20 protein-coding genes are annotated in these 22,434 nt (G+C 58.3%); 17 read left to right on the top strand and 3 right to left on the bottom strand.

All coding sequences use genetic code 11. From position 1 onward, the window contains the following. Positions 1-96 precede the first annotated feature (96 nt). From rfbD to AB1Z34_RS00445, 4 genes are all read left to right on the top strand, one after another. On the top strand, positions 97-1,071 hold the full coding sequence (gene rfbD, locus AB1Z34_RS00460; RefSeq protein ID WP_070603456.1) for a dTDP-4-dehydrorhamnose reductase: 975 nt from the start codon (positions 97-99) through the stop codon (positions 1,069-1,071). 11 nt (positions 1,072-1,082) lie between these two features. Next, the gene (locus AB1Z34_RS00455) at positions 1,083-2,006 is read left to right on the top strand and encodes a glycosyltransferase family 2 protein (RefSeq protein ID WP_070438459.1); all 924 of its coding nucleotides are present in this window, start codon (positions 1,083-1,085) and stop codon (positions 2,004-2,006) included. Positions 2,007-2,047: 41 nt separating this feature from the next. Then, positions 2,048-3,205 (top strand): sugar phosphate nucleotidyltransferase, encoded by a 1,158-nt coding sequence (locus tag AB1Z34_RS00450; RefSeq protein WP_048731655.1) that lies wholly within the window; start codon positions 2,048-2,050, stop codon positions 3,203-3,205. Positions 3,206-3,525: 320 nt separating this feature from the next. Continuing rightward, positions 3,526-3,894 (top strand): WhiB family transcriptional regulator, encoded by a 369-nt coding sequence (locus tag AB1Z34_RS00445; RefSeq protein WP_005510060.1) that lies wholly within the window; start codon positions 3,526-3,528, stop codon positions 3,892-3,894. A gap of 372 nt (positions 3,895-4,266) precedes the next feature. Here AB1Z34_RS00445 and AB1Z34_RS00440 read toward each other — a convergent pair whose 3' ends face one another. Further along, a complete protein-coding gene (locus tag AB1Z34_RS00440; protein WP_367157741.1) occupies positions 4,267-4,749 on the bottom strand; it encodes a metallopeptidase family protein in 483 nt (160 codons plus the stop codon). A gap of 172 nt (positions 4,750-4,921) precedes the next feature. On the opposite strand from AB1Z34_RS00440, the gene AB1Z34_RS00435 reads away from it, so the two are divergent. The 4 genes from AB1Z34_RS00435 to manA all read left to right on the top strand — a co-directional run bounded on the left by AB1Z34_RS00435 (position 4,922) and on the right by manA (position 9,169). Then, positions 4,922-5,329: a DUF3499 domain-containing protein gene (locus AB1Z34_RS00435; RefSeq protein WP_005509890.1), complete on the top strand. Its 408-nt coding sequence runs from the start codon at positions 4,922-4,924 to the stop codon at positions 5,327-5,329. Between the two features lie 116 nt (positions 5,330-5,445). Next, on the top strand, positions 5,446-6,825 hold the full coding sequence (locus AB1Z34_RS00430; protein WP_367157740.1) for a phosphomannomutase/phosphoglucomutase: 1,380 nt from the start codon (positions 5,446-5,448) through the stop codon (positions 6,823-6,825). Positions 6,826-6,863: 38 nt separating this feature from the next. Next, positions 6,864-7,880 carry a hypothetical protein gene (locus tag AB1Z34_RS00425; RefSeq protein ID WP_070603451.1) on the top strand — a complete coding sequence of 339 codons (1,017 nt, stop codon included), beginning with the start codon at positions 6,864-6,866 and terminating at the stop codon, positions 7,878-7,880. 86 nt (positions 7,881-7,966) lie between these two features. Next, positions 7,967-9,169 carry a mannose-6-phosphate isomerase, class I gene (manA, locus tag AB1Z34_RS00420; RefSeq protein ID WP_070603450.1) on the top strand — a complete coding sequence of 401 codons (1,203 nt, stop codon included), beginning with the start codon at positions 7,967-7,969 and terminating at the stop codon, positions 9,167-9,169. Between the two features lie 2 nt (positions 9,170-9,171). Here manA and AB1Z34_RS00415 read toward each other — a convergent pair whose 3' ends face one another. Then, complete coding sequence (locus AB1Z34_RS00415) at positions 9,172-9,924, bottom strand: hypothetical protein (protein ID WP_016422202.1); 753 nt, start codon at positions 9,922-9,924, stop codon at positions 9,172-9,174. 349 nt (positions 9,925-10,273) lie between these two features. Between AB1Z34_RS00415 and AB1Z34_RS00410 the strand changes: the two genes are divergently transcribed. The 9 genes from AB1Z34_RS00410 (at position 10,274) to secA (ending at position 21,604) form a co-directional block, all read left to right on the top strand. After that, on the top strand, positions 10,274-10,648 hold the full coding sequence (locus AB1Z34_RS00410; RefSeq protein ID WP_049191146.1) for a DUF4259 domain-containing protein: 375 nt from the start codon (positions 10,274-10,276) through the stop codon (positions 10,646-10,648). Between the two features lie 67 nt (positions 10,649-10,715). Further along, positions 10,716-12,170: an adenosylhomocysteinase gene (ahcY, locus tag AB1Z34_RS00405; protein WP_367157739.1), complete on the top strand. Its 1,455-nt coding sequence runs from the start codon at positions 10,716-10,718 to the stop codon at positions 12,168-12,170. 45 nt (positions 12,171-12,215) lie between these two features. Further along, a complete protein-coding gene (locus AB1Z34_RS00400; protein WP_367157738.1) occupies positions 12,216-12,845 on the top strand; it encodes a dTMP kinase in 630 nt (209 codons plus the stop codon). Between the two features lie 54 nt (positions 12,846-12,899). Further along, positions 12,900-13,574: an MtrAB system response regulator MtrA gene (mtrA, locus tag AB1Z34_RS00395; protein ID WP_016422206.1), complete on the top strand. Its 675-nt coding sequence runs from the start codon at positions 12,900-12,902 to the stop codon at positions 13,572-13,574. A gap of 78 nt (positions 13,575-13,652) precedes the next feature. Further along, positions 13,653-15,326, top strand: a complete 1,674-nt coding sequence (gene mtrB / locus AB1Z34_RS00390) for an MtrAB system histidine kinase MtrB (RefSeq protein ID WP_367157737.1) — start codon at positions 13,653-13,655, stop codon at positions 15,324-15,326. Continuing rightward, positions 15,327-17,168 (top strand): LpqB family beta-propeller domain-containing protein, encoded by a 1,842-nt coding sequence (locus tag AB1Z34_RS00385; RefSeq protein ID WP_367157736.1) that lies wholly within the window; start codon positions 15,327-15,329, stop codon positions 17,166-17,168. 571 nt (positions 17,169-17,739) lie between these two features. After that, entirely contained in the window at positions 17,740-17,919 is a 180-nt protein-coding gene (locus tag AB1Z34_RS00380; RefSeq protein WP_049172808.1) for a hypothetical protein, read from the top strand. Positions 17,920-18,080: 161 nt separating this feature from the next. Further along, a complete protein-coding gene (gene raiA / locus AB1Z34_RS00375) occupies positions 18,081-18,740 on the top strand; it encodes a ribosome-associated translation inhibitor RaiA (protein ID WP_016422210.1) in 660 nt (219 codons plus the stop codon). Between the two features lie 161 nt (positions 18,741-18,901). Next, the gene (gene secA / locus AB1Z34_RS00370; RefSeq protein ID WP_070643137.1) at positions 18,902-21,604 is read left to right on the top strand and encodes a preprotein translocase subunit SecA; all 2,703 of its coding nucleotides are present in this window, start codon (positions 18,902-18,904) and stop codon (positions 21,602-21,604) included. A 3-nt stretch (positions 21,605-21,607) separates the two neighbouring features. Here the strand turns inward: secA and AB1Z34_RS00365 are convergent, their stop codons facing one another. Further along, a complete protein-coding gene (locus AB1Z34_RS00365) occupies positions 21,608-22,231 on the bottom strand; it encodes a hypothetical protein (RefSeq protein ID WP_070643136.1) in 624 nt (207 codons plus the stop codon). Positions 22,232-22,434: the final 203 nt, after the last annotated feature.

The raw sequence follows: 22,434 nt of genomic DNA, 5'->3' as shown, positions 1-22,434 counted from the left end.
CAGCTGCGGAAACTACATAAACCTTAACCGTCCAACCGTGTGCGGTTACACCTCAACACAGTGTCAATCGTATCTACGATAGTGATAAAGAAGAATATGTCTGAAATTTCAGTCTCGCATTTCGCCACTCCTGGACCAACCCACAGCAACTCGCGGCGTCCCATTGTCGCCATAACTGGCGCGGCGGGACAGCTGGGTACTGCGCTTCAGTGTGATTCTTTCGCCGCCGATGTTGAGGTGCTCGCTCTTACGCGGGCACAGTTGGATATCACTGATTCGGCTGCTGTGGAGGCAACGCCTCTGCTTGACGACGTCGACATCATCATTAACGCGGCAGCGGCGACCGATGTCGATGGCGCAGAATCCGATCCCGGTTCGGCGCACCTTATCAATGCACTTGGACCGAAGTACTTGGCGGCTCGGGCGAAAAAAGAAGGCGCGTATCTCATTCACATCTCCACCGACTATGTCTTCGGTGATGTAGCAGTCGATGAGATGACGGGGCAGCGCCGAGCGCTGCGAGTTGATGATTTCACCGCGCCTCGGACTATGTATGGACGTACCAAGTTAGTGGGGGAGAATAATGTGCGTGATTCGGGTGCGCGTTTCGCTATTTTGCGCACGGCGTGGGTCTGGTCGGGGCCCACACAGCCGGAGGCCAAGGACTTCGTTTCCACGATGATGCGTCTGGCAGAGACGGCGACTGACGACAAAGGCAATCCGGCAATTATTAAGGTCGTTGACGATCAGCACGGAAACCCCACATTTGTCGGTGATCTCGCCGGAGCTGTCTGGGAGTTGTCCGAACGTGTGTTGTCCGAACCGAGCAGCGCACCGACCGGCACCTTCCATGTCACGGGCAGCGGTGAGGCGACATGGTTCGAAGTGGCTCGCGAAGTGTTTCGGCTCACCGGTCACGATCCGCAGCGTGTGGCGGCTTGTACCAGCAGTGAGTTCCCACGTCCGGCCCCGCGGCCGGCCTGGTCCGTGTTGGATGGTTCGGCATGGAGTGAGGTAGGTCTACATGCGCTTCCGGAGTGGCAGGACACTTTGCGTGCTGTCCTGACCTAGGGTCTAGGTTTGTGAATGCAACCTCGAATTCCCCGCAACCCTCGCAGCTTCCGCTCGGTGTGGTCACCGTGACCTTTTCGCCCGGTGAGCACCTGAGCAAGCTGGTGGATTCGCTGGGCCCCGCCGCCAGTGCCTCCACGCGTCTGATTATGGCCGACAACGGCTCGACGGATGGTTCCGTGGAGAAGGAAGAAGCTCGGGCCAAGGAGACCGGAGCGGATGTTCAGCTTCTGCGTACCGGCGGCAACATTGGCTATGGCGCGGCCGCCAACCGTGGCATTGCGGAGCTGGGGCGGGCTCGCCGTGCTGGTGAAATCAATCCTGATTACGTCATGCTGGTCAACCCTGACGTGGTGTTTGCCCCTGGCGCAATCGATGTTCTGTTGGAATGCGCGCAGCGCAACCCCAAAGCTGGAGCGATTGGTCCGCTGATTCGCGAGGCGGATGGCAGCGTGTACCCGTCGGCACGCGCGGTTCCTAAACTTGTCAGCGGTATCGGACACGCGCTGCTTGCCGATATCTGGCCTACTAACCCTTTCTCACGTCACTACCGGGATGACACGGATATGGATCGTGAGCGATCGGCGGGATGGTTGTCGGGCGCATGCCTGCTGCTGCGGTGGGATGCGTTCGACCAGATTGATGGCTTTGATACCCGCTACTTCATGTACATGGAGGACGTGGATTTGGGTGACCGACTGGGCAAGGCCGGTTGGAGCAATGTTTTCTGTCCCCGTGCAGAGATACGTCACGCGCAGGGACATTCTGCCAGTAAGCACCCGGAAATTACCGTAAAGGCCCATCACGAGTCGGCATACCGTTTTATGTCAGATCGCCTGCCGGGGCCGGCGCTGGCACCTGTGCGACTGGCATTGCGTTTGGGGCTGTTCCTGCGTGGCAAAGTCATAATCGCGGTCAAAAAGCGTAGGAATTAATTAACTGTTGGAATGATCCATCGAAGAAAGTTACCGATTTCATGACTACCGAAGTTCGTCCGAGTGCTGGGCATGGCTCCGCCTTCCAGCCGGGAGCGGATGCTGCACAGCAGGCGGGAGCCACGTTGGCTGAACAGACTGACGCTGTCATTCTGGTCGGCGGGCAAGGTACGCGTTTGCGTCCCCTTACCGTGAATACGCCGAAGCCGATGCTGCCCACGGCAGGGCATCCATTCCTGGAGCATCTGCTTGGCCGCATTCGTGCAGCAGGTATGAAGCACGTGGTATTGGGCACCTCCTACCGAGCTGAAGTATTTGAAGAACACTTCGGCGACGGTTCGGATTTGGGTCTCGAAATTGAATACGTCTTTGAGGCTGAGCCGTTGGGAACCGGTGGCGGTATCCGAAACGTCCTAGACAAGCTGCGCTATGACACCGCAATGATTTTCAATGGCGATGTCCTCGGCGGTACCGACTTGCGCGCGGTGTTGGGCACCCACGCGGAGAAGGATGCGGACGTTACGATGCACCTCGTCCGTGTGCCGGATCCACGCGCGTTCGGCTGTGTTCCGACCGATGAGGATGGGCGCGTCCTGGAGTTCCTGGAGAAGACCCAGGATCCGCCGACCGATCAGATTAATGCCGGTATCTACGTGTTCCGCCGCGAGATTATCGAGTCGATTCCGGCTGGTCGCCCCATCAGCGTTGAACGTGAAATCTTCCCAGCGCTGCTTGACCGCGGTATGAACGTCTACGGTCACGTTGATTACGCCTACTGGCGTGACATGGGGACTCCGGGTGACTTCGTCCGCGGCTCCTCCGATTTGGTCCGCGGTATCGCGCCGTCACCACTCCTAGAGGGTAAGCACGGCGAAGCGCTTGTCGACGAATCTGCGTCGGTCGGTGGCGGTGCTCTTCTCTACGGTGGCTCTGTTGTCGGCCGTGGGGCGGAGATTGGTGCGGGAGCTCGGATTGATCAATCGGTGATCTTCGACGGCGCACGCATCGGTGCCGGTGCTGTGATCGAGCGCTCTGTGATTGCCGATGGCGCCGATATCGGCCCGCGAACGGTCATCAGTGATGCCATTATCGGCGAGGGTGCCGTCGTTGGTGCGCGCTGTGAATTGATTAACGGTATCCGCGTGTGGCCGGGCGTCCAGATCCCCGATCACGGAGTACGTTTTTCGACGGATGTCTAGTCTGCAGCCTTCGGCGTGTCAGACTTTTGTCGGCAATATCTGATTAGAGTTGCCGAAGTGTCGTCAAAGTTGCTGGTGAGAGGCATGTGGCGAATGTGATTGAGTTCAGGTGGCAGGTTTAGGGTTCGGGCGCCATCCTTCAACCTGAACTTAATCCCCAACGCGGGGGGAGGGGCTTCAGGGGCAATGAAAAGTATTGGGGCAAATTCTCTATTCGGCTTGACCGATGGTGGGTTACACGTGTGTAATCACAAATGTGTGTTTCGCACACTAAGCCCAATTTAAAGACCCGCAGCAACAACCATCAGGAGGCCCTCGGCATGGAAAAGTCCAGCATGTTTGATGGCGGCTCTGCTGTGGATAGTGAGACGAATGCGGGTGACATCGCTGTGAATGATAGCTCCTCTGAAAACCAGCCTCGGCCGTTGACAGAGTGGGCAGATGACCTTTCGGGGTTGTTTGAAGCCGTCGATCAGGACTGGCAGGAGCAAGCTCTGTGTGCCCAGACCGATCCAGAAGCTTTCTTCCCTGAGAAGGGTGGATCCACTCGCGAAGCAAAGCGTATTTGTCGTGCTTGTGGTGTGCGAGATGAATGCCTGGAGTTTGCTCTCGAGCATGATGAGCGCTTCGGCATTTGGGGTGGCCTCTCTGAGCGTGAGCGCCGCCGTTTGAAGCGGCAGATTGGCTAGGGCAGCCGGGTCTGTATTTTATCCTTCGCTCGACCTCGCAGTTTCCCCTTGGGTAATACCCTGGGGGATTTTTCGTTGAACGAGTTTTTCTCCGCCCTCTAGGGCTAATAGACAAAAGTATGTCCGCTCAGCATGTCGCCGGGTGGACCCTTTTACCGCTTAGCCCTCAATCCGAGTTACTGACTGCGTTTATGACAAAAATCGCCCGAAAAATGGCCTGAAAGTGTCATAAACTCACACAGTTTCACATTTGCAGCCCGTATTCACGCGTGCAGCCGGTAATTTATGGGGCCTGACCAGTTACTATCTTGAGAATCACACACTGTTTGTCTATTAACCCGGTCTCTAGGGAGCTCCTTAGAAGAAAGCTTTCTACAGGAAGTTCTCGTTGAAACTAGGGTCCACCTCAACCGGGTCAATGCCCAGATATACCGCTACCAGGCGGGTCAGTACATATTGCAGCATCTGGTCCAGTTCCACTCGGCCCGAGACACGGCGCTCAATGGGGCGGCGGAACACTACTACGCAGGGGCGGGTGGGGTTGCCTACGCGGTCAATGCCAGCGGGGATAAGCCGTCCCAGCGGTACAGGTCCGTCAGCGACAATCTCTTCCGGGAAATACATGTCCGGGCGCAACTGCATGCGAGGAATCGTGTCGATGGCGATGTCCAGGTGTGACACTTGCCGGGACCAGTGCTGATCCAATGGGGCGTAGGCGTCAATAACCGCCTGGTCAAAAGCTTCTGAACGGCTCTTCCAGCGGGGTACCTCCGGCGGCAACAGAGGACCCCGAGGTCCGCGACCGCGTCGCAGTGAGCGTCGCAAAGAGCGCGGAGTATAAGCCGATGAATTCATATTTGTTGAGCTTAATCGGTCGGATCGTCAACGTGGGTGAGGCCAGCTTCCGGCCATGTCGCAGGTTTACTGGGTAAGGCTGGGGTGCCCCGGGGGAGCGTCGGAAAGCGAAAAACGCCCGAGTGGGAGAAAAACTATCGAAACTTAAAGTTAGGGTCTAGACTTTGATGCCGTGAGTGTTTTTAGACGTTGTTGCCGGCCCGGCTGTGGCAAACCTGCCGTAGCTACGTTGACGTATGCCTACGCGGAGTCGACGGCTGTGGTGGGTCCGCTCGCCGCCGCGTCCGAACCGCATAGCTGGGATCTCTGTGAGAAGCACGCGCGTTCTATCACCGCACCGCTGGGGTGGGAGCTCGTGCGTTACGACGTGCCGACGCCCGCCCAGGACGATGATGATTTGACCGCACTGGCGGAAGCCGTCCGTGAAGCTGGCCGCAACGCGACTGGCCTGGTGCTGCGGGATGAGGTCGACAACCGTCCGCAGACCTACAAGATTGATTCCAGCCGCCACCCGTCGACGCGGAAATCCGCGCGCGGTCACCTGCATGTAGTTCGCGATCCGGAGGATTCGGACGACTAACGGGTCGGGCGCCGTGCCCCAGCTCATGCCATCTTGCCGCGGCATTTCTTTGTGAGAGCCTCTCTGTGGCTAGTATCATTTTTCACAAAACTGATACTTACCCAGAGAGGTTTTTCGTGGGCACTTACAATCGTTCCGATTTGGATGCCGTCATCAAGGCCTATGACGTGCGCGGTGTTGTCGGTGAGGGCATCGACGCGGACCTTGTCGGAGCCATCGGCGCCGCCTTCGGACACATCATGCGTTCAGAGGGCGCAACTCGTGCCGTAGTTGGCCACGATATGCGTGAGTCCTCGCCGGAGTTGGCGGCTAGTTTCGCCGACGGCGCGGCTGCACAGGGGCTCAACGTCACCCTGCTCGGCCTGACCTCTACGGACGAGCTGTATTTCGCTTCCGGAGTAAAGGAATGCCCGGGCGCGATGTTCACTGCCAGCCACAATCCGGCTGAATACAACGGCATCAAGATGTGCCGTTCGCTCGCCCGCCCGATCGGGCAGGAGACAGGGCTTGCTCAGATTAAGGATCTGCTTGTCGACGGAATCCCGGAGTACACCGGCACTCTGGGCGAAATTGATCACGAGGATGTTCTGCAGGATTACGCGGCGTTCCTCCATGGGCTGGTCGACATCCGCTCCGGCCGTCGCCTGAAGGTCGCAGTCGATGCCGGTAACGGTATGGGAGGACTGACAGTCCCAGCAGTGCTCGGAGAAGACATGGATGTTGCTGACCTCTACTTTGAGCTCGACGGCAACTTCCCGAATCACGAGGCCAACCCATTGGAGCCCGCCAACCTCGTTGACCTACAGAAGTTCACGGTGGAGCAGGGCGCAGACATCAGTATTGCCTTCGATGGCGACGCTGACCGCTGCTTCGTCGTCGATGAGAAGGGTAACCCGGTCAGCCCATCGGCCATCTGTGCGTTGGTGGCCACCCGCTACCTGGAGCAGAACCCGGGCGCGGCTATCATCCATAACCTGATCACCTCACACGTCGTGCCGGAGATGATTGTGGAAAACGGCGGAACCCCGGTTCGTACCCGTGTTGGGCACTCCTTTATTAAGGCGCAAATGGCCGAGCACAGTGCTGTTTTTGGTGGCGAGCATTCGGCACACTACTACTTCAAGGAATTCTTCAACGCTGACTCCGGCATGCTCGCCGCCATGCACGTCCTGGCTGCACTGGCAGAGCAGGACAAGCCACTGAGCGAATTCATGGCCGAGTACAACCGCTACGAGGCCTCCGGCGAGATTAATTCCCGCCTGGGCAGCGCAGAGGAGCAGCAGGCAAAGCAGAAGGAAATCGAGACTGCCTTTGCCGATCGCACCGAGTCCTCGGACTGGATGGATGGCCTGACCATTGAGCTGGCGGATTCCAAGGCGTGGTTCAACGTCCGGGCCTCCAATACGGAGCCGCTGCTGCGTCTGAACGTCGAGGCGCCGACGCGTGCTGAGGTCGATGCTCTTGTCGACGAAGTTCTCGGCATCATCCGCGGTTAATCAACCCCACACGCCCGTTTTCAGGCATGCTTGGGAGTATGACCTCGTCATTCGACTCCTCCCATAACCCGCGCCAAGAGGCCCTGTTCTACCGTATGGCCACTGCCGGCGCAGGTCTCAGAGCTGCTGCCTCCGCGACTCGCGGGGGAGCGTTTGCTCAACTTCCACTGCCGCGCAGCGCGGTCATCCTCGTGGGAAATCGTCGGGCGCAGCTCGCCGCCGAATCCGTGCGCGCGCTTGCCGACGACATCCGCTGCCCGGTCGTAATTGCGCATCAGTTGCCCAGTTATGTCGGCGCCCTCGACTTGGTCATCGTCTGTGATGACAACCCCGGCAGCCCACTGGGTGCAGCTCTGGCTGAAGCTGATAGGCGAGGAGCAGCCACAATCGTGGTGGATCCCGGTGAAGGGCCATTGCGTGCCGCCGGTAGTCCCGATACGGTTGTGGTTCCGCGCCCGGCGATGGCGGAGTCCGCGTCCTTTACCGCCTATGTCGGTGTCATCGCCAGCGTGCTCACCGAATGTGGTGCCACCGCTCTGGCTCCGGCCGGGGTAGTCGAGGAAGTCGCCGATGTGGTGGACGCCGATATTGCGGCTTGTGCTCCGCAGCGAGATGAAACAGTTAACCCCGCGCGGCAGGTAGCGCAGTGGTTGGCAGGCCGCAGAATGCTTGCAGTGTCGACGACCTCGGCGCTGGCGCCGGTAGCGGAGCTGGCATCGTTACAGATGCTCGAGGCAGGCGTGGTCTCGGCAGCGTCGTCGATAAGCGAATTGTCTCTTAGCGTGGGCGCATTGCTCGCTGCAGAACCCCAGGAAAGCCGAGATATTTTCTATGACCCGTTCATAGATGGTGGGGATGAAGGGGCGACAGTGCTACCGTTGGGGGCGATTGTTTTAGCTGCGCCGAACAATGTGGGCCACTACCGGGACCACTACGGCGAGGCTGGATGGGCTCGTGTGGAGTGCCCTGCGCTTGATGCGGAGACTCATCATCCACTGGTTGAAGTATGTGTTACTGCAGCCAGAGTTGGTGCGATTGCGGCGTTTTCTGCGTAATCGCCGGGTGTCACCGAAGGCTTTTGGGGCTTCGGTGAGATTGGCGTGCTTGCGCCAGTAGTGACTATTAGAGGAGTGATACGGGCATGGAGCTGTTGGACCCCGTGCTGCAGTCGTACCCCTGGGGGTCTCGTACACATTTGGCGAGAATCACCGGTGCGGACGCTCCCACATCGAAGCCCTGGGCGGAACTGTGGTTTGGTGCGCATGCACTGGCATCGGCCACAGTGGCCGGCACGCCGTTGGATGAGCTCATTGCGCAGGATCCGGCGGCTGCGCTCGGATGCGCAATTGACACCGACAACGGCAGGCTGCCGTTCCTGTTGAAACTGCTCGCAGCCGATGAGCCGCTGTCGCTGCAGGCACACCCCACCTTGGCAGAAGCTCAGGAGGGATTTGCACGCGAAAATGCGGAGGGCATTCCGGCCACTGCACATTTCCGCAATTACCGGGACAATAACCACAAGCCAGAACTCATTGTCGCCCTGACTACCTTCGACGCGTTGGCCGGATTCCGCCCGGTGGAGCGCACGAAGGAGCTGCTCGCAGCGCTGGCGGTACCGGAGCTCGACCACTACATGGGACTGCTCGATGCCGCCGATGACGAGAGCGCTCTGCGGGCATTGTTTACAACGTGGTTGACGTTGCCCCAGGATGTCCTCGATGAGCTGGTCGAAGCCGTGGCTGCTAAGTGCGCGGATTACAGTGGCGAGGACGAGGAGTTCTCGCGAGTAGCCGAGACTACCTGCGAACTGGCTCGAAAGTATCCGGGGGACCCGGGAGTTCTGGGGTCGATGCTGCTTAATCGCCTTCGCTTACAGCCGGGCGAAGCCATCTACCTTGGTGCGGGACAGTTGCACGCTTACCTCAATGGCATGGGCGTGGAAATCATGGCCAACTCCGACAACGTGTTGCGCGGAGGCCTGACCTCTAAGCATGTCGATGTCGTGGAGCTACTACGCGTGCTCTCTTTCCGCCCGCTGCCAGATCCGGTGCTGCAGTCGCGGCTGACCGATGATGGCTGGAATGACTATGACGCGCCGGTGCGCGAGTTCCGCCTTCGTTCGCGGGACCTGGAGCCGGGCGAACATGTTCTGCTCGACGAAAAATCCGCCACGGTTGTGTTGTCTACCGCGGGCACGGTGGCGTTGCGTCACGACGACTCCGTGGTTGAGGTTCCCAGTGGCCATGCGGCCTGGGTTCCGGCTGTTGACGCAGTCGATATTGAGTTGACTGCGCGCCAAGGCGGGGCAACCGTCTTTGTCGCGACCGTCCCGCGGGTGGGTTAGTCCTAGTCGTTATCGAAGAGATTTCCCAGGAATCCGGAGTCCTTCGGCTTTTCCGGGATTGGGGAAATCTTGCTATTGATAGCCCCATTGCCGCCAGTGGTGTCCTTCTCCTTCGAAGGGGCCTGGTTGTTCGGCGGTGTCGGCACCTTCGGGGACGTCGGCTCGTTCGAAGGAGTTTTCTGAGGAGTCTCGGACGGAGTTGTGGTTTGCGTACCCGACTGGGACTCCGCCTGCGATGAAGGCGGCTTCGGCTCAGCTGCTGCGTCACCGTCGCCTTCCGGAAGACTGTCGTTCGGCTTTTCCGAGTTATCTTCCGGTAGCAGTGGCACCGGCTTGCTGGGCGTCGGCGAAGAAACGTCGTCAGACGTGGGCTCTGTGGTCTCCGTGGTCGTCGGAGGTGTTGATGTGGTCGACGTCGGAGTTGTCGTACTAGAGCTTGTGGAAGTCGGCGGGATATACGCCTGCGGTGGCAGGTACGGATCCTCTACAATCTCGCTGCTCGATGGCGTGGTCGGACGAGGTACCAGACTGCCAGTCGTCTCAGTCAGCGAGGAATCCGAATTCGATTCAGTGCTCTGCTGCAGCTCGGCATCACTAGGAACTGGAGGCAGCGGAGCAGAGGTCTCCATTTTCGACTGAGAGCCGGCGTTTTCCGGGTTCGCCCCCTCGGCAGCATTGCTATCGGAGCAGCCAACGAGCGAAACGCTCAGGGGAAGGGCTGCGAGCAGAAGAGCTCCAAAAGCCTTCTTCACCATGGTAGGTACTCCTTTCGTGTCATGCGTGAGGTCGCCCTGTAACGAAAAAGATAACAGTTACATTACGAGGTCTGGGAACTAACTTAACATGCCCGTTATCTTCTCTCTAGGGTGAAAATTGTGTTGAGGGGATTAAATAAGTCTCTCGCACTGTAAAAGTGGCGAAAAGTCGGGTAGAACTTCGGTAAGGCCACATGCGGTTTTCCGGCTAGCGGCGCGTGCAGACGACAGCTATTAGGTCGGCGGCCAGATTACCGTGGGCTCGTCGAAAAGCGCTCTTCGGAAAGCGCTCGTCGAAGACGAAAACTGGCAATTGGTTCGAAGCGCGAAAGGAGCGTGGCCACCTATCATGTCCATCTGGGAGACTGAGGTTTTTGGAAGCGATTCGGTCATTGAACTCTTCGATGAGGTTCAGGATCTCGACTCACAGGATCGCGTTGGTGCATTGATTGATGCTGGCCGCATTGGGGTGGATTCCGAAAGTAGCGATGAGAAGGCCTGCGCACTCGCGGCGGCTGTGATTATTGCAATTTGGAATGGTGCGCCATTTAGCGGCGGTGACATTGTGGAGGACTACAGCTTCATCCGGGAGGGAATCTCGGAGGCACACGGCAGCGAGGAGGATGCGTTGGCTATCGCCTCCGAGGTGTTCGATAGTCTTCTGGGGGAACTCAGTGAGTCTGACCAGGCGGCGCTGGAAAACTGTGTCGAAGCGGTAGAGTAATTCTCGCGTCCCCAGTAGTGATTCTTTAAGAAGAATCTCACGTCAAAGAATCTAGAGAAAGCGTTACATGTCCTCGAAGAACATTGATTTCAAGGTTGCAGACCTCTCCCTGGCTGAGGCCGGTCGTCACCAGATTCGTCTGGCCGAGCACGAGATGCCAGGCCTGATGGCCCTGCGCGAAGAGTATGCAGAGCAGCAGCCACTGGCCGGTGCCCGTATTTCCGGCTCCATTCACATGACGGTTCAAACCGCGGTGCTCATCGAGACCTTGACGGCGCTGGGCGCAGAGGTTCGCTGGGCTTCCTGCAACATCTTCTCCACCCAGGATGAGGCCGCTGCGGCTGTCGTCGTTGGGCGAGACGGCACTCCGGAGGACCCGCAGGGTGTTCCGGTTTTCGCTTGGAAGGGCGAGACGCTGGAGGAGTACTGGTGGTGCCTCGACCGCATCTTCGACTGGGGCGATGAAGATGCCAACATGATTCTGGACGACGGCGGCGACGCCACCATGGCTGTTATTAAGGGCATGGAATTCGAGGATGCTGGCCTGGTGCCGCCAGCAGAAGAGTCGGATTCGGATGAGTTTATTGCCTTCAAGGACATGCTTCGCGCCAGCCTGGAGAAGGATGCCGGCCGTTGGCACCGAATTGCAGAGTCGGTGAAGGGTGTCACAGAGGAGACCACCACTGGTGTCCACCGCCTCTACCACTTCGCAGAGCAGGGAGTGCTGCCATTCCCGGCCATGAACGTCAACGATGCGGTCACCAAGTCCAAGTTCGATAACAAGTACGGCACCCGTCACAGCCTTCTGGACGGCATCAACCGCGGTACCGACATGCTGGTTGGGGGCAAGAACGTACTGGTCTGTGGCTACGGTGACGTGGGTAAGGGGTGCGCAGAGGCACTGGTTGGCCAGGGCGCTCGCGTTCAGGTCACCGAGGCCGACCCGATTAACGCATTGCAGGCATTGATGGATGGTTTCGACGTCGTCGCTACTGAGAGCGTCATCGCAGATGTCGACATTGTCATCACCGCCACAGGCAACAAGGACGTCATTACTTTCGAGCACATGCAGCAGATGAAGAACCACGCGCTGCTGGGCAACATCGGCCACTTCGACAACGAGATCGACATGCATAGCCTGCACCACCGCGATGATGTCCGTCGTGTGGAGATCAAGCCGCAGGTCACCGAGTACATCTTCCTGCATGCAGACGGCGAGGAGCGCTCTCTGATTGTGCTTTCCGAGGGGCGCCTGCTCAACCTGGGTAATGCCACCGGACACCCGTCCTTCGTAATGTCGACCTCGTTTGCCGACCAGACAATCGCGCAGATTGAGCTCTACTGCAACGGTGATAAGTACGACAACACTGTCCACCGTCTACCGAAGATTCTGGATGAGAAGGTCGCTCGGATTCACGTCGAGGCACTCGGCGGCGAGCTCACCCGACTGTCCAAGGAACAGGCCGAATACATCGGCGTTGATGTCGAGGGCCCGTATAAGCCAGAGCACTACCGCTACTAGTTCTAGGCAAGGCTAGGCCGCAGCCATGTGCGCGAGGAGAAAAATTTGATTATTGCAGTCGAAGGAATCGACGGTGCTGGCAAGAACACGCTTGTCACAGCTGTTACCAATCAACTCCGAAGTCAAGGGCACTCCGTTTCTTCGATGACCTTTCCGGCGTACCGGCAGACAATCTTCGCTGATTTCGCCGATCAAGCCTTGCACGGTCAGCTCGGCGACACCGCGGACTCCGCTTGGGCAATGGCACTCCTGTTCGCTCTGGACCGCAAAGAACGTCGTGAAGCGATTGTTGATGCAGCGCGCGAGAACGATGTTCTGATTATCGATCGCTACGTCGCGTCCAACGCGGCCTACTCCCTGGCGCGCACACAGGATCCGGTGATCGTCGAGTGGATTGAGAAGACCGAATTCGGGGATTTCCAGCTTCCGCTTCCCGACGTTCAGGTCTGTCTGGCCACGTCGGTGGGAGTGGCAGCCGACCGTGCACGCAAGCGGGAAGCCTCGGATGTGCAGCGAACGAGAGATGCCTACGAAAAGGACTCGAGTTTGCAGGAGCGCACACTAGCGGCGTACCAAAAGTTCGCGGAGGGCTCGTGGCAGTCACCATGGCTGATGCTTACGGGGGACGATGGGGCAGACCGCCTTGTGGAATGGATCAGTGCACGCCTGCGCTAGCCACCTCAACGGGAAACTACAGAACTAGATAGCTTTACGTTTAGAATATGACGCATGAGCTCAAAAATCCTGGTTGTTGATGATGATCCGGCCATCGCCGAAATGCTCACGATGGTGATGGAGCGCGAGGGCTTCGACACAGTAGTAGTCGACGATGGCCTCGAAGCTGTCAAGGCAGCAGAGCGGGAGAACCCAGATTTGATTCTGCTGGATCTCATGTTGCCGGGCATGAGTGGTGTCGATGTCTGTCGCACTGTGCGAGAGACATCGGCGGTGCCGATCATCATGTTGACTGCGAAGACCGACACGGTCGATGTGGTCCTCGGCCTGGAATCCGGTGCGGATGACTATGTCACGAAGCCCTTTAAGCCGAAGGAGCTCGTGGCGCGCGTGCGCGCTCGGCTGCGTCGTCAAGAAGACAGCCCGAGTGAGACTCTCGAGGTCGGCGACTTGACCATCGACGTGCCCGGTCACGCCGTGTTCCGTGATGGCAAGGAGATTTCTCTGACCCCGTTGGAGTTTGACCTATTGCACACTCTTGCATCCCGTCCGAAGCAGGTCTTTTCCCGTGATGAGTTGTTGGAAAAGGTCTGGGGATATCAGCACACCTCGGATACTCGTCTGGTCAACGTTCACGTTCAGCGTCTGCGCTCGAAGATTGAACTGGATCCGGAAAACCCCCAGATTGTGCTGACCGTCCGCGGTGTCGGGTACAAGACGGGTGACTAAACAAGGCCAGTCAGCTTTAGTGGGAGCCGATTCTTGCGTCGATTAATAACGAAGCTTCGAGACTTCACCAATAGGGGAGTGACCTGGGCGGTTACGCTCTGGCGCACGTCTATCCAAGCGCGCATTCTGACCTCTGTGGTGGTACTGAGCGCGATGGTGATTGCGGTACTCGGTTTCGCGCTGGCGACTATTGTTACCCAGCGGCTTATCGACGCAAAGGTTACCGCTGCCGACGAGGAAATTGACCGTGCTCGCGCAGTGGTGGAGCGGGCGATTGAGAACTCTTCGTCCAACGAGCTGCAAGCTCTGCTCAACGTGGGACGCGATGCTCTTGTGAACCGTGCAGCCGGTTCCGGTGCTGCACCACTGACAAGTTATGAACCACTGCTCGTGGCGCCGGTGCCGCGAGGCACGGTGTTGGCTTCATCGCCGATTAAGGCTGATGTCCCAGAACGATTGCATGAAGTAGTCCGACAAGGGCAAATTGCGTATCAGGTACGCCAAGTCACTGATAACCGCGGCGATACGTACTCGGCGTTAATTATCGGTAGTCCCACTTCTACTTCGGTTGATGGGCTCGAGCTCTATCTGGTCACCTCTATGGCCGCAGAGGAATCGACTATTAAGTTGGTTCGTGGTCTGCTCGCCGGTGCGACAGTAATCATCATGGCGCTTCTCGGCGGTATTACTTGGTTCTTCTCCAATCAGGTGACGACACCAGTGCGTTCCGCCGCCCAGATTGCCCAGCGCTTTGCCGACGGTCACTTGCGCGAACGCATGGTCGTGCAGGGTGAAGATGATATGGCGCGACTGGCCATGAGCTTTAACAAGATGGCCGAATCGCTGTCGACGCAGATTAGACAGCTGGAGGAATACGGCAGTCTGCAGCGACAGTTCACCTCCGATGTTTCGCATGAGTTGAGGACACCTCTGACCACGGTGCGTATGGCCGCCGATCTTATTGCTGACGGCGCTGAGGATCTCGATCCAGCGACTCGTCGCGCAGCTGAGCTGATGAATGAGGAGCTTGAGCGTTTTGAGATGCTTCTCAATGACCTGCTTGAGATCTCACGCCACGATGCCGGCGTTGCCGACCTGTCCGCAGAAAAGGTCGATGTTCGTCGCTGCGTGGATGCTGCCTATCAGCAGGTAACGGTCGTGGCTAAGGAGACAGGTACGCCCATCCGCTTCCACCTGCCCGATGAGCCGGTAATGGCAACAGTCGACTCGCGTCGTATCGAGCGCGTGCTACGCAATCTTATGGCCAACGCTGTTGATCACAGTGAGGGCAATCCGGTGGATGTCACAGTGCGGGCGAGCGATTCCGCGGTTTCGTTTACGGTAGTTGACCACGGTGTGGGGCTAAAGCCGGAGCAGCAGGAACTGGTGTTTAACCGTTTCTGGCGTGCTGACCCCTCGCGTGTCCGACGCACCGGCGGTACCGGACTTGGCCTGGCAATCGCGCGCGAGGACGCACAATTGCACGGTGGGGAACTGGAGGCATTTGGCGTACCGACGGTCGGTAGCTGTTTCCGTCTGACTGTGCCGCTGGAGCCCGATGCGAGCTTCGGCGAGCATCCGCTCGGACTGGAAGTTCCACCGCTGCCTGATCAGATTCCGCACCAGCAGGAAATGGGTGCACGGGAGTTGGAATCGGAATCGAATGCACCGCAAGCCAAGAGCCAGGATCAGGCTAAAGGGCAGAGGACTAGCGATAGCGAATCCCGACAGACACGAGAGGAGGATTGTTAAATGACGGCGCAGCAACAGTCAAAGGCTCGTCGCGTCCTGCGTAAGACAGTGGCGCTTAGCTCAGTGATCATTTTGGGCACGGCCGCAGGATGTACCACCATTCCGCGGAACACCAGCCCCCAGGTGCTGCGTCCGTTTGAGCCGCCCCAGGTTCGTATTGAAGTTCCGCAGCCACGTCCGAATGTCAATGCAGACATTGTCCTGCGCGACTTTTTCGCCGCGGCCGCGCATCCGGTTGATGATTTTCAAGCTATGCGTGCCTTCATGACCCCGGAACTTGCGGCCAGTTGGAAACCGCAAGATAGCGCCCGCATTCTCGACGGTGTCAACCTCATCGCTCAGCGGGATGAAGGAGGATCGCGGCAGTCCTTCGTTGCCCGAGGTCGCAGCGTTGGTCAATTCGGTACTGATGGTGCGTATGAGCCCCAGTCCGGTGACTATGAGGAAACCGTGGAGATGAAGCTCGGTTCGGATGGACAGTGGCGCATTTCCTCGCTGCCCGACGGTGTTGTCATGGAGCGTCAGGCATTTCTGGAAAACAATGTGCCTCGCAATGTCTATTTCCTCGACCCGGCCGGTAATCATTTGGTCACAGATCGTCGTTGGCTCTATCGTGGCGTCACCGATGGCGCGACCAATCTGTTGACAAAGCTGAAGAACGGACCATCAGCACCGCTGCGACCGGGCGTCACTACCGTGCTCAAGCCCAATGCCTCGATTGCGGTGGAAGCAGGACCTGTGTCCAACGCGGACGGTCGCAGGGTCGAAATCACCGGGTTGGGTGATGTTTCCGAGGAACTGCGTGTCATGCTCGCGGCGCAGATTATCTGGACTCTCGACTCGGCAGATTTCCGTGGTCCGTGGATCCTCATGGCCGACGGCGAACCACTGGTTGCCAGCCACGACGAGCCGTGGACGAAGGACACTGACGCAATCCAGCTCTACGACCCGAATCATCTACCGGCTGATAACGCACCGTTGCGGACGGTCGACCGCAGCGGTATCTACGAGATTGCTGACGGCCACGCTACACCTGTGGGGCGCGGCTGGACCGCCAGCGGCAGCACTGCGGTGTTTTCCGCGGCAGTGGGCGTCAACCCCAATGGCAGCGAGCTTATTGCCGCTGTGTTCCGCTCGGCCGTGGATGGTCGTGCCGGTTCGTATGACCTCGGTGAGTCCACATTGATGCTCGGCGGAATTCAAGATCAGTCGGTTCCTGTGCTGACTGGCGAGAGCCTCACCCGTCCGACATGGTCTCCAGATGCCGAGGCGGTCTGGACGGTGAAGGACGGTACAACCGTCGTACGCCTGGTTCGGCAGTCGACGTCATCCCGGATTCAACAGGAGGAGGTTGATACCTCTGAGCTCAGCCACCTCCTTGACGGAGGCGAAGGAACGGGGCGCCCGAGCGCCGGCATTTCTGAGTTCCGCGTCGATTCTTCAGGCACGCAGGTAGCGATGATTATCGCTGGTGAAGTCTATATCGCCACAATCGAAAGGCATGACGATAAACCGTGGAAGTTGACGCACCCGCGCGCTCTGCCGCTCCCTGAAAACGTTTCCCCGGTGTCGCTGACGTGGTCGCCGAATCAAACGGTCACGGTGGGTGGTTACAGCGGAGACACCCCGATGTGGAGTGCCTTCCCGGACGGTGCGACCAGCTCCGTTCTGCCGAAGCTCAACCTGACACCGCCAATTCCTGTGGTTACCGCGACCTCGTCGAAGCGTTACGCATTGGATGCCACCGGTGTCATGGAGCTGATTTCCAGCGAGGGACAGCAGCAGTTCTGGCGCCAGGTTCCGGGTGCGCGTGGTCGAATGGCTCCGGTGTCTGTGGAATAAGCGCAAATCGGGGAGGGGATCAATGGCGCAGGGGAGGACATCGCAGGAATTACTGCGCGCGCTTTACGACGTCACTCGCGATGCAATCGGCCTCGTGATACCGGAAACCTGTCCTGTGTGTGGCCGCTCCGGAACGCTGTGTCGCGATTGCAAGGACGACCTTCAGCAACCTCCAGTGCGGTTTTCACCGCGGGCTGCGTTACGCGCAGTAGCGTGGGCCTGCGGTCCGTACTCCGGTGCGAGGAGACATCTCATTTTGTCGGCCAAAGAACGGGGCAGTGGTGAAGCTAGACGAATCATGGGGGCCGTGTTCGCCGCTGCGGTGCGAAGGCTGGCTTCTGACGGCCATATAATGCCCCCAGAAATTACCCCCGTCATTTTGATTCCCGCGCCGACAAGATCGTCATCCCGTCGACAACGGGGTGGGGATCCGGTAACAATTGCCTGCGACTTTGCCTGCAGTCAGCTCCCCTCCAGCTCGGTATTGCCCCTGGTACGCATTGGTGGGCGCACGCGGGATTCCGCGGAGCTTGGGGCTTCTCAACGCAGACGAAACCTTTCTGGCCACATTGTGCCGCTGACGCAATTCAAGCGCGGAATTAGTGACAAGCTGCGACAACGCTGTGCACAGGCGACAGTAATTCTGGTTGATGATGTGGCCACCACTGGTGCCACTGCAGCGGAAACCGAGTTGGTGGCAGCGTCATTGGGGATTCGCATCGACATGGTGTTGGTGCTCGCCCGGGCGTAGACGCGGGGGTGTCGTCGGCAAGCGAAAAATAAACGAGGGGAACGTGGCACTGGTTACCCCCGGAACTGTATCCTGGGGGTGCAGAAAGACTCGTCACCGTAGACGCCGTGAGTAATCCCGCTCACGGAAGGGCGGTGGCCATACCGGGAGGTAGGTAGCAAGTGTCCACACCTGCTGACAACAACGAGGTACTCAGCCCGAACGCTCAGGTGACCATCACCGGGCGCAATGTTGAGGTTCCAGAGCACTTCGCAGATCGTGTTAAGGCGAAGCTGGCGAAGATTGAGCGCCTCGACCCGACTTTGACCTTCTTCCACGTGGAGCTCCAGCACGAGCCGAATCCGCGCCGTGCAGACCGCTCTGACCGTATTCAGATCACCGCTACTGGCAAGGGTCACCTGGCTCGTGCGGAAGCCAAGGAAGATAGCTTCTACGCTGCACTGGAGTCTGCTCTGGGCAAGATGGAGCGCTCCCTGCGTAAGGTGAAGGCTCGCCGCAAGATTAGCCGTTCTGGCCACCGTGCACCGATGTCCGTCGGCGAGGCAACTGCTTCGCTGGTTGCAGAGGCTGAGGCAGCGGCTCCGGAAAAGGCTGATCCGTACGAGGATCTGGTTGAGGACGTGACCCCGGGTCAGGTTGTGCGTACCAAGCAGCACTCCGCAACTCCGATGACGGTGGAAGATGCTTTGTCTGAGATGGAGCTCGTCGGTCACGACTTCTACCTCTTCGTTAACGAGGCAACCTCTCGTCCGTCCGTGGTCTACCGTCGTCACGCATACGACTACGGTCTGATTGAGCTGGCAGACGAAGACGAGAAGTAAGTCTTCACCAAAAAGAGCACGCAATACCGCGCAGAGCTGTGTATTGGTAAGTAATTGCTCACATGAGCCCGTCTTCTCTTAGAAGGGAAGGCGGGTTCGTCGTATAATCAACCGTTGCACATTAAAGTTCGACGTGAATCGGCCGGAAAGGTCCCAATTTAGTGTTTTCGCTCAGCAAGTTGCTCCGCATTGGTGAAGGCCGCGCTGTCAAGAGGCTTGGCAATATTGCAGATCAGGTCATCGCCAAGGAAGACGAGTACGCAGCTCTTTCAGACGATGAACTCCGTGCCAAGACCGAGGAGTTTAAGAAGCAGCTGGCTGACGGTGCCGATGTAGACGATTTGCTGCTGGATGCTTTCGCCACGGCGCGCGAGGCATCCTGGCGCGTGCTGGGGCAGAAGCACTACCGCGTCCAGGTTATGGGCGGTGCGGCACTGCACTTCGGCAACGTTGCCGAGATGGGTACTGGTGAAGGTAAGACCCTGACCTGTGTGCTGCCCGCATACCTCAATGCGTTGGCAGGCAAGGGTGTTCATGTCGTTACGGTTAATGACTACCTGGCGAAGCGTGACGCGGAGTGGATGGGTCGAGTCCACCGCTTCCTGGGGCTTGAGACTTCCGTGATTCTCTCTGAGCTCAGTCCGGACCAGCGCCGCAAGGCCTATGCTGCCGACATCACCTACGGTACGAACAACGAGTTCGGCTTTGACTACCTGCGCGATAACATGGCGCATTCGCTCGACGATTTGGTGCAGCGTGGGCACCACTTCGCCATCGTCGATGAGGTTGACTCGATTCTGATTGACGAGGCCCGTACCCCGTTAATTATTTCCGGTCCGGCAGATGGCGATCCGCACTGGTACCTGGCGTTTTCCAAGATCGTGCCGCGTATGAAGCGCGATATTCACTACGAAGTCGATGAGCGTAAGCGCACCATCGGTATTCGTGAAGAGGGTGTTGAATTCGTTGAGGATCAGCTGGGTATTGCCAACCTGTATGCTCCGGAAAACTCTTCGCTGGTCAGTTACCTGAACAATGCCCTGAAGGCCAAGGAGCTGTTCACCCGCGACAAGGATTACATTATCCGTAATGGTGAGATTCTCATCGTTGATGAGTTCACCGGTCGCGTGCTGGCAGGCCGTCGCTATAACGAGGGCATGCACCAGGCAATTGAGGCCAAGGAAGGGGTGGAGATTAAAAACGAGAACCAGACGCTGGCAACCGTTACGCTCCAGAACTACTTCCGCCTCTACGACAAGCTGTCCGGTATGACCGGTACGGCTGAGACCGAAGCGGCTGAGCTACACCAGATTTACAAGCTGAACGTCATGGCGATCCCGCCGAATCGCCCGAAGCAGCGTGAGGATTTGCCCGACCTGATTTACAAGACGCAGGAGGCAAAGTTCGCCGCTGTTGTCGAGGACATCCGCGAATGCCATGAAAAGGGCCAGCCAGTTCTTGTCGGTACGACGTCAGTTGAGAAATCCGAGTACCTTTCCAAGCTCCTGCAGCGCGAAGGTGTTCCTCACTCTGTGCTGAACGCTAAGCACCACGAGAAGGAAGCTGAGATTGTCGCAGTGGCGGGTCGTCTCGGAGGCGTTACCGTGGCAACTAACATGGCCGGTCGTGGTACTGACATTGTGCTGGGCGGTAACCCGGACATCATCGCCGACCTGAATCTGCGCTCTCGTGGTTTGGACCCGGTGGAAACTCCGGAAGAGTACGAAGAGGCGTGGGACGCTGAGATTGAGCGTGTTCGTCAGCAGTCGAAGGAAGAAGCTGACAAGGTACGTGAGGCCGGTGGCCTCTACGTCCTGGGCACTGAGCGCCATGAGTCGCGCCGCATTGACAACCAGTTGCGTGGTCGTACCGGTCGTCAGGGTGACCCGGGTGTTACCCGCTTCTACCTGTCCATGCGCGATGATCTCATGGTTCGCTTCAACGGTCAGCGCATGGAAGCGCTGATGAACACTCTGAATGTTCCGGATGACGTTCCTATCGACTCCAAGGTTGTCTCCAACTCCATTAAGAGCGTCCAGGCTCAGGTGGAAAGCCAGAACTTCGAAATCCGTAAGAATGTTCTGAAGTATGACGAGGTTATGAACCAGCAGCGTAAGGTCATCTACGCTGAGCGCCGTCGCATCCTCGAAGGTGAGGATTTGAAGACTCAGGTCCGTGACATGCAGGATGACGTAGTCGATGCGTATGTCAACGGTGCCACCGCTGACGGTTACGTGGAGGATTGGGACCTCGACGAGCTGTGGAATGCCCTTGAGCAGCTCTATAGCCCGACGTTTACCGCGCAAGAGCTCATTGATGGCTCTGACTTCGGTACTCCGGGTGACCTCTCGGCCGATGAGCTGTCCAAGGCTCTGCACGCGGACATCTCGGCCAGCTACGACCAGCTTGAGGATGCGGTCTCCGCAATTGGCGGCGACGACCAGATGCGCAATATCGAGCGCTTCACCATCCTGAACGTCATGGACCAGAAGTGGCGCGAGCACCTCTACGAGATGGACTACCTCAAGGAGGGCATTGGCTTGCGCGCCATGGCCCAGGCTGACCCGCTGGTGGAGTACCAGCGTGAGGGCTACGACATGTTCACCGCGATGATGGACGGCATCAAGGAAGAATCGGTTCGTCAGCTGTTCCTAATCCGTAAGCAGGTTATGCCCGCAGTGGAAAACACTGAGGGACAGGAAAACCAGGCTCCAGCTCTGCCGACGGAAGCTGCTGAGCAAAATCAGCAGATGACCTACTCCGGTCCCAGCGAGGACGGCAGTGCAGAGCAGCAGCGCGTGGATCAAGAGTCTGAGGGCAACCGAGCACAGCGTCGGAAGGCGGCTCGCAAGCGCCGTCGCTAAGCACTAAAGCACACGAAACGCGGTCATGGTCCATGGCCGCGTTTTTGCTGTTCCGCGGCGGAACGTGCCAGTGAACGCGCGAACCTTCGGACCGACACGGCAACTACCCAGGAACTCGACCTTTTTGCCGTCCGCGGAAGCGCTGGCGTGGAAGGATTGCAACGCGACACCCTTGAGGCTGGTGTTCTTCGACAGGGTGAGTATCGCAGCGTGAATAATCGGGTCGATATTGATGCGACGCAAATCGTTGACTCGCCTGCGACCCGCGATGATGTCGAAGACGCGGCGAGTAATCGTGCCAAGCTCCTGTCTCAGATTCTGCTCACAGTGCTGGACAACGTGCGGTGTTTGCGGCGTCTTTTTCGCAGCAGGCGTGGCCACGGCGGGCGGTAATGCCGTCATGACAGCGGTCCCGGTGGCAGCGGAGCATCCGCTATAGGTCGGTGCCACTTTTGCGGTTTGAGAGGCGGCGGCATTAGCTGACTGGCCAAGTTGAATTGTGTGGAGAAGCGAAAAGCCCGTTGCCGGTTCAATGGATTCCCTGCCACTGGAGCGGTGCTCAGCGGCGTGCGACAGCGCGTAAGGCATCGGTGTCTGAGATTTTGGTACGTGAGACGTTGGTGCCATGGATTAATCCCCCTAAAAACGCTCCATTGGCAAGTTCCCCCTTGCTGAAGACCATTGTCCTACAAGTGCTTTAAGTGTGCAGCTTGTGAAGGGGAATTCACGGCCGGCGTGGGGGTGGGGAGAAGATACAGCCGCGAAGTGGGCTGAGTGTCTCGCTGTTAATAGCCCTATAGGTTTCCGTCAAAGCCGTTCTGGTCGTCTAT

It is taken from the genome of Corynebacterium sp. 045007 (genome assembly GCF_040743205.1).
Taxonomy (GTDB): Bacteria; Actinomycetota; Actinomycetes; order Mycobacteriales; family Mycobacteriaceae; genus Corynebacterium; species Corynebacterium jeikeium_D.
Note: the sequence above shows the minus strand (reverse complement) of the source record. Positions and strands in the feature narration are given on the sequence as shown.

Excerpts from the sequence above, each read along its gene's own strand:
- rfbD (WP_070603456.1), top strand. The coding sequence starts at position 97 with ATGTCTGAAATTTCAGTCTCGCATTTCGCCACTCCTGGACCAACCCAC.
- AB1Z34_RS00450 (WP_048731655.1), top strand. The coding sequence starts at position 2,048 with ATGACTACCGAAGTTCGTCCGAGTGCTGGGCATGGCTCCGCCTTCCAG.
- AB1Z34_RS00445 (WP_005510060.1), top strand. The coding sequence starts at position 3,526 with ATGGAAAAGTCCAGCATGTTTGATGGCGGCTCTGCTGTGGATAGTGAG.
- AB1Z34_RS00440 (WP_367157741.1), bottom strand. The coding sequence starts at position 4,749 with ATGAATTCATCGGCTTATACTCCGCGCTCTTTGCGACGCTCACTGCGA.
- AB1Z34_RS00425 (WP_070603451.1), top strand. The coding sequence starts at position 6,864 with ATGACCTCGTCATTCGACTCCTCCCATAACCCGCGCCAAGAGGCCCTG.
- manA (WP_070603450.1), top strand. The coding sequence starts at position 7,967 with ATGGAGCTGTTGGACCCCGTGCTGCAGTCGTACCCCTGGGGGTCTCGT.
- AB1Z34_RS00415 (WP_016422202.1), bottom strand. The coding sequence starts at position 9,924 with ATGGTGAAGAAGGCTTTTGGAGCTCTTCTGCTCGCAGCCCTTCCCCTG.
- AB1Z34_RS00410 (WP_049191146.1), top strand. The coding sequence starts at position 10,274 with ATGTCCATCTGGGAGACTGAGGTTTTTGGAAGCGATTCGGTCATTGAA.
- ahcY (WP_367157739.1), top strand. The coding sequence starts at position 10,716 with ATGTCCTCGAAGAACATTGATTTCAAGGTTGCAGACCTCTCCCTGGCT.
- mtrA (WP_016422206.1), top strand. The coding sequence starts at position 12,900 with ATGAGCTCAAAAATCCTGGTTGTTGATGATGATCCGGCCATCGCCGAA.
- AB1Z34_RS00385 (WP_367157736.1), top strand. The coding sequence starts at position 15,327 with ATGACGGCGCAGCAACAGTCAAAGGCTCGTCGCGTCCTGCGTAAGACA.
- AB1Z34_RS00365 (WP_070643136.1), bottom strand. The coding sequence starts at position 22,231 with ATGGCACCAACGTCTCACGTACCAAAATCTCAGACACCGATGCCTTAC.